The sequence below is a fragment of the uncultured Cellulomonas sp. genome (assembly GCF_963527515.1).
In the GTDB taxonomy this organism is placed as follows: domain Bacteria; phylum Actinomycetota; class Actinomycetes; order Actinomycetales; family Cellulomonadaceae; genus Cellulomonas.
The window spans coordinates 1-5828 of record NZ_CAURTV010000156.1 but is presented as its reverse complement, the minus strand read 5'-3'; the positions used below and the strand labels follow the sequence as shown (position 1 = coordinate 5828).

Below are 5828 nucleotides of genomic sequence, written 5' to 3'. Positions count from 1 at the left end.
GTGCGGACCTGCGCGCGCAGGTCCGCCGCGCTGCGGAACCGCCGGGCGGGGTCCTTGGCCAGCGCACGGGCCACCATCCGGTCGACCTCCGGCGGCAGGCCCGGGACCAGGGTGCCGGGCCGTGCCGGCTCCTGCGACACCTGCGCCGCCAGGACGCGCTGCGGGTCGGCGTCGTCGAAGGGCGGGCGACCCGTGACGAGGTGGAACAGCAGCGCCCCGGCCGAGTAGACGTCCGACCGTGCGTCGCCGCCGGCGCCCGTCGCGACCTCGGGCGCGGCGTAGTGCGGGCTCACCGTCACGCGAGGGTCGGCCGGGTCGGGACCCGGCGTCGCCCCGACGTCGAGGAGCACGGCGCTCGGCCCGCCCAGGCTCGGCACCACGACGTTCGACGGCGACAGGTCGAGGTGCAGCACTCCCCGCTCGTGCGCGTGCTCCAGACCCGCGAGCACCCCGTCCAGCACCGTGAGGGCGGCGCGGGGCTCCAGCGGACCGCGTGCGAGCAGCTCGGTCAGCGTCCGCCCGACCACCAGGTCCAGCACCAGGAACGCGCGCCCCTCTGCGTCGGAGCCGGCGTCGAGCACGTGCACGACGTTCGGGTGGTCGAGTCGCGCACCGGCCCGCAGCTGCGCCCAGGGGTCCGCCCCCGGTGCCGCGGGAGCGCGCAGCACCTTGACGGCGACGTCCCGCCCGAGCCGGACGTCCACCGCGGCGAACACGTCGGCCGACCCGCCGGAGCCGACGAGGCCGCCCAGCGCATACCGCCCGCCGAGCAGCCGCCCCGTCATCGAGCCGCTGCGGCCGCGAAGCCGTTCGCCGTGGCGAGCACCAGCGCCACGTACGCGTCGTCGTGGTTGTAGGACAGCACCGCCGCCTGCCACCCCTCGGGCGTCGCGAGGTCCCGTCCGCCCGCGCAGAGGTAGCGCCCGGCCGCGAGCGCGGCGTCGTCCAGGTCGTTCGGGTCCTGCACCCCGTCGCCGTCACCGTCGCTGGCCCACCGGCGCCACGTCGACGGCAGGAACTGCATCGGTCCCACCGCGTGCGACCAGACGGCGTCACCGTGCCACCCCGCCTCGTCCGGACCCGCCGGGATCGCGGCGGTGCCCGCCGTGCCGTCGAGGGCGGGGCCGACGATCGGGACGCTCGGCCGGGCGTCCGCCAGCAGCCGGGCACCGCCGTGCGTGCCGTTGCCCGACTCGACCGTCCCGATCGCCGCGACCGTCGTCCAGCCGAGGCGGCAGCCGGGGTCGAGCCGCGCCATCCCCAGCGTGGCGTCGGCGTAGGCCTGGAGCGCCACCGGACCGAGGCCGGTCAGCGCCGACACCTGCGACACCCAGGTGGCTGCGGCGCGGTCGACCGGTGCGACGACCGCGTGCTGCGCCAGCTCGGCCGGTCCGACCGGCTCGACCGGCCCGCCGGGCTGTCGGGCCGGCTCCGTCGGCGCGGCCGGTGCGGTGCCCACGAGATCCGGGGCCCGGGCCGCCACGCGCACCTGCTGCACGGCCGCCAGCGACGTCGTCACGAGGAGCGCAGCCGCGACGACACCCAGCGCCGCCGCGCCCCACCGGGCACGCCTCGAGCTCACGTGCCCGAGCGCCGCGCGACCACGGGCGCGGAGGTCCGGCGGTAGGTCGTCACGGTGGGATCGACCTGCGCGTCGGGCGCGAGCAGCACGAAGTTCCGGCACGCGTGCGCGCACCGGACGCGACGGTCCTGGTCGCCGATCCCCTGCACCACGGGGGCGTCGTCGGCCGTGAGGAACCACTGCCAGCGGTGGGTGGTGGTCAGCCGGAGGACCGGCACGAGTGCGCCGACCGAGGCGCGCACGGCGTCGACGGACTCCCGCGCGACCGCGCTGGTCGGCAGCGCCGCCGTGCTGCGGGCGAAGCCGCGCCCGTTGGGGCTGACGAGGCGCCACCACACGGCGTCGTCGTCGGAGAAGCGGTAGAGCTGGAACACGGGCGGCACCGTCCGCATCCCGTCCTTTCATCGCGGCGCCTGTCGCGGCGCACCCGGTGCAGTTCAGCGGATCGGCAGCATCTGTGAGCAACCTGTGCGGAGCCGCAGGACGAACACCAGACGACCGGACGTCGACGATCAGACAGAAGGGATGGAACGCCGCCGGGTGGCAGGCCGTAGCGTGCGCACATGCGACTCGGGGTGCTCGACGTGGGATCGAACACCGTCCACCTGCTCGTCGTGGACGCCCAGCGCGGCGGTCCGCCCGTCGCCCACGCCTCGCACCGGTCCGTGCTGCGGTTGATGCGCTACCTCGAGCCCAGCGGCGCCATCAGTGCCGACGGCGTCGACGCGATCCTCACCGCGGTCGCGGACGCGGTCGCCGCCGGCGTGGCGGCCGGCATCGACGAGCTGCTCCCGTTCGCCACGTCCGCGCTGCGCGAGGCCGCCAACGGTCCCGAGGTGCTCGACCTGGTGGCGGAGACGACCGGCGTGCGGCTCCAGGTCCTGACCGGGGACGACGAGGCACGGCTGACGTTCCTCGCCGTGCGGCGGTGGTTCGGCTGGTCCGCGGGCGAGATCCTCCTGCTGGACATCGGCGGCGGCTCCCTCGAGCTGGCCGCCGGTGGCAGCGAGTACCCCGACGTGGCGGTCTCCCTCCCCCTCGGCGCGGGGCGGTCGACGGTGGCGTTCCTGCACGACGACCCACCCACCGCCGAGCAGGTCGCCGCCCTGCGCCGCGACGCGCGCCGGCAGCTGGCCGAGGCGCGCGCACGGTTCGCCGACCGACCCGACCCAGCACACGTCGTGGGGTCGTCCAAGACGGTCCGCTCGCTGGCCCGCCTCGCCGGCTCGCGCACCGACGGTGTGGGACCGCAGGACAGGCGGGTGCTGACGCGCTCCGCGCTGGAGGACTGGGTGCCGCGCCTGGCGCGGATCCCGGCCGACGCCCGTGCGGCGCTGCCGGGCATCACCGCCGACCGGACGTTCCAGATCGTCGCCGGTGGGGTGGTCCTGGCCGAGTCGATGCGCGCCTTCGGGCTCGACGAGCTCGAGGTCTCCCCCTGGGCGCTGCGCGAGGGGCTGATCCTGCGCTACCTCGAGCGGCTGACCTGAGGGGACCGGGCAGTCGGTGGGTCAGCTGCCGGCGCGGGCGGCGGCCTTGATCCGCCGGCCGTGCGGGTCACGCTTGACGCGATCGGCGGTCCGGCACGACTTGCCGCGGGCCGCACCGCAGCGAGGGCACTCCACGTCCAGGGGCTTGGTCATGGCGCGATGGTGCACGATCGGGACGGGACACGCCAACGGCGTCCGGGCGCCTCCCCGGCGGGCACCGGTGCGTCCACCGCGCGGCCACCCGCCGGACGCCCACCGTTCACCCCGGCGGGCTACGGTCCGGGCTTCCCCCGCAGGTCGACGACAGTCAGGAGCCACCCCGTCGTGAGCATCCCAGCGGTGCCGGGGGCTCTGCGGGCCGCCGACCTCGCGCCGGCCCCGCGCACGCTGGTCGACGTGTTCGCCCGGACCGTCGCGCGGTACCCCCACGCGCCGGCGATCGACGACGGCGACGAGGTGCTGACCTACGCGGCGCTGGCGGACGCCGTCCGGATCCGCGCGGAGCACCTCGCGCAGGCCGGGGTGCGTGCGGGCGACCGCGTCGGGGTGCGGGCGCAGTCCGGGACCGTGAGCCTGTACGTCTCGGTCCTCGCCGCGCTGCACGCGGGCGCCGCGTACGTGCCGGTCGACGCCGACGACCCGGACGACCGTGCGCGCCGGGTCTTCGCCGACGCAGGGGTCGAGATCGTCCTCGGCGACGGTCCCGAGCCGCTGCGCGCCGACGGCGGTCCCGCGCCGACGGCTCCGGCGGGACCCGTGCGACCGCCCGGTCCGGACGACGACGCCTGGGTCATCTTCACGTCCGGGTCGACCGGGCGGCCCAAGGGCGTCGCGGTGAGCCACCGCAGCGCCGCGGCGTTCGTCGACGCGGAGGCGCGGCTGTTCCTGCGGGACGCGCCCCTCGGGCCCGGCGACCGCGTGCTGGCCGGCCTGTCGGTGGCCTTCGACGCGTCGTGCGAGGAGATGTGGCTCGCGTGGCGGCACGGTGCCACCCTCGTGCCCGCACCGCGCGCTCTGGTGCGGGCCGGCAGCGAGCTGGGGCCGTGGCTGGTGGACCGGGAGATCACCGTGGTCTCGACCGTGCCGACGCTCGCCGGGCTGTGGCCCGCCGACGCGCTCGGCGCCGTGCGCCTGCTGATCTTCGGCGGCGAGGCCGTCCCGCCGGAGCTGGTGACGCGGCTGTGGCGCCCGGACCGCGAGCTGTGGAACACGTACGGCCCGACGGAGGCCACCGTGGTGGCGTGCGCGGCGCTCCTGGAGCTCGGCGAGCCCGTGCGGATCGGGCTCCCGCTGGACGGGTGGGACCTGGCCGTGGTGGACGCCGCGGGCGACGAGGTGGGCGAGGGCGGCACCGGAGAGCTCGTCATCGGCGGGGTGGGAGTGGCCCGCTACCTCGACCCTGTGCTGGACGCGGCGCGGTTCGGGCCGCAGCCGAGCCTGGGCTGGGAGCGGGCCTACCGCACGGGGGACCTGGTGACGCGCGACCCGGCCGGGCTGCTGTTCGTCGGACGCGCCGACGACCAGGTCAAGGTCAACGGCCACCGGATCGAGCTCGCGGAGGTGGACACCGCCCTGCAGGCGCTCCCCGGCGTGACCGCGGCGGCGGCGGCGGTGAAGCTGTCGTCCGCGGGCGGCACGGTGCTCGTCGGGTACCTCGTGCCGCGCCCCGGGACGTCGCTCGACACCCACGACCTGGTGGCGGACCTGCGCCGGACGCTTCCCGGGTCGATGGTCCCGCTGCTCGCCGTCGTCGAGGAGATCCCCACGCGCACGTCGGGGAAGGTCGACCGGGACGCGCTGCCGTGGCCGCTCGCGGACGCCGACCCGGGCGAGGACGCCCTGGAGGGGTTGACCGGGTGGGTCGGCGAGCAGTGGGCGACCGTCATCGGGAGCCGCCCTCGCCACGAGGACGACGACTTCTTCGCGCACGGGGGCAGCTCGCTCACCGCGGCGCAGCTGGTGTCCGCCCTGCGGTCCCGCTACCCCGAGGTGACCGTCGCCGAGGTCTACGACCACCCGGGGGTGGGTGACCTCGCCGGCCACCTGGACGCGCGCTGGCCGGACCGCGGTACCGACGGCGCCGGGCACGCGGCCCCCCGGACGGTGTCCCCCGTCCCCGTCGCCAGCCAGACCGTCCAGCTGCTCGCGCTGCTCCCGCTCCGCGGCCTGGTCGCGCTGCGCTGGCTCACGGTCCTCGCCGCCGTGAACGGCCTGCTCGACGTCGTCTGGGACGTCGCCTGGGCGGTACCCGTGTCCTGGTGGTGGGTGGCGGTGGGGTGGATCGTCACGGTGAGCCCGCTGGGTCGGCTGGGGGTGTGCGCCGTCGGTGCGCGCGCCCTCCTCGCCGGGGTGCGCCCCGGCACCTACCCGCGGGCCGGCCAGGTGCACCTGCGGCTGTGGGCGGCGGAGCGCCTGGTGGAGGGCTTCGGGGCGGTCACCCCGACGAGCGCCCCGTGGGTGAGCCTGTACGCCCGCGCGCTGGGCGCGGACGTCGGACGGGACGTCGACCTGCACTCGGTGCCGCCCGTCACCGGGTTCCTGTCCCTGGGCGACGGCTGCGCGATCGAGCCCGAGGTGGACCTGTCCGGGTCGTGGGTCGACGGGGACGTGGTGCACGTCGGGCGCGTCAGCGTCGGTGCGGGCGCCACCGTGGGGGCGCGCAGCGTCCTCCTGCCGGGCGCCCAGGTCCGGGCCGGGACCGACGTGGCCGCCGGGTCCGCCGTCCACGGCACGACCGGCCGGGACGAGTTCTGGTC

General features: G+C 76.8%; 6 protein-coding genes. 2 read left to right on the top strand and 4 right to left on the bottom strand.

All coding sequences use genetic code 11. The annotated features are described in order from the left end of the window. From RYN42_RS19395 to RYN42_RS19385, 3 genes are all read right to left on the bottom strand, one after another. Positions 1-785 (bottom strand): serine/threonine-protein kinase (locus RYN42_RS19395; protein ID WP_315099012.1); only part of this gene is annotated, 785 nt, incomplete at its 3' end. Beyond that, positions 782-1582: a lytic transglycosylase domain-containing protein gene (locus tag RYN42_RS19390; protein WP_315099009.1), complete on the bottom strand. Its 801-nt coding sequence runs from the start codon at positions 1580-1582 to the stop codon at positions 782-784. The genes RYN42_RS19395 and RYN42_RS19390, both read right to left, overlap by 4 nt. Next, complete coding sequence (locus RYN42_RS19385; RefSeq protein WP_315099006.1) at positions 1579-1956, bottom strand: hypothetical protein; 378 nt, start codon at positions 1954-1956, stop codon at positions 1579-1581. Before RYN42_RS19385 ends, RYN42_RS19390 begins: the two co-directional genes overlap by 4 nt. Positions 1957-2145: 189 nt before the next feature. Between RYN42_RS19385 and RYN42_RS19380 the strand changes: the two genes are divergently transcribed. Next, the gene (locus tag RYN42_RS19380; RefSeq protein WP_315099003.1) at positions 2146-3072 is read left to right on the top strand and encodes a Ppx/GppA family phosphatase; all 927 of its coding nucleotides are present in this window, start codon (positions 2146-2148) and stop codon (positions 3070-3072) included. A 21-nt stretch (positions 3073-3093) separates the two neighbouring features. Here the strand turns inward: RYN42_RS19380 and RYN42_RS19375 are convergent, their stop codons facing one another. Then, positions 3094-3225, bottom strand: coding sequence for a hypothetical protein (locus RYN42_RS19375; RefSeq protein ID WP_315099000.1), 132 nt, complete (start codon positions 3223-3225; stop codon positions 3094-3096). A 171-nt stretch (positions 3226-3396) separates the two neighbouring features. On the opposite strand from RYN42_RS19375, the gene RYN42_RS19370 reads away from it, so the two are divergent. Next, positions 3397-5828, top strand: a 2432-nt coding sequence (locus RYN42_RS19370) for an amino acid adenylation domain-containing protein (protein WP_315098997.1), incomplete at its 3' end; no start/stop codon positions are given.

Excerpts from the sequence above, each read along its gene's own strand:
- RYN42_RS19380 (WP_315099003.1), top strand. The coding sequence starts at position 2,146 with ATGCGACTCGGGGTGCTCGACGTGGGATCGAACACCGTCCACCTGCTC.
- RYN42_RS19375 (WP_315099000.1), bottom strand. The coding sequence starts at position 3,225 with ATGACCAAGCCCCTGGACGTGGAGTGCCCTCGCTGCGGTGCGGCCCGC.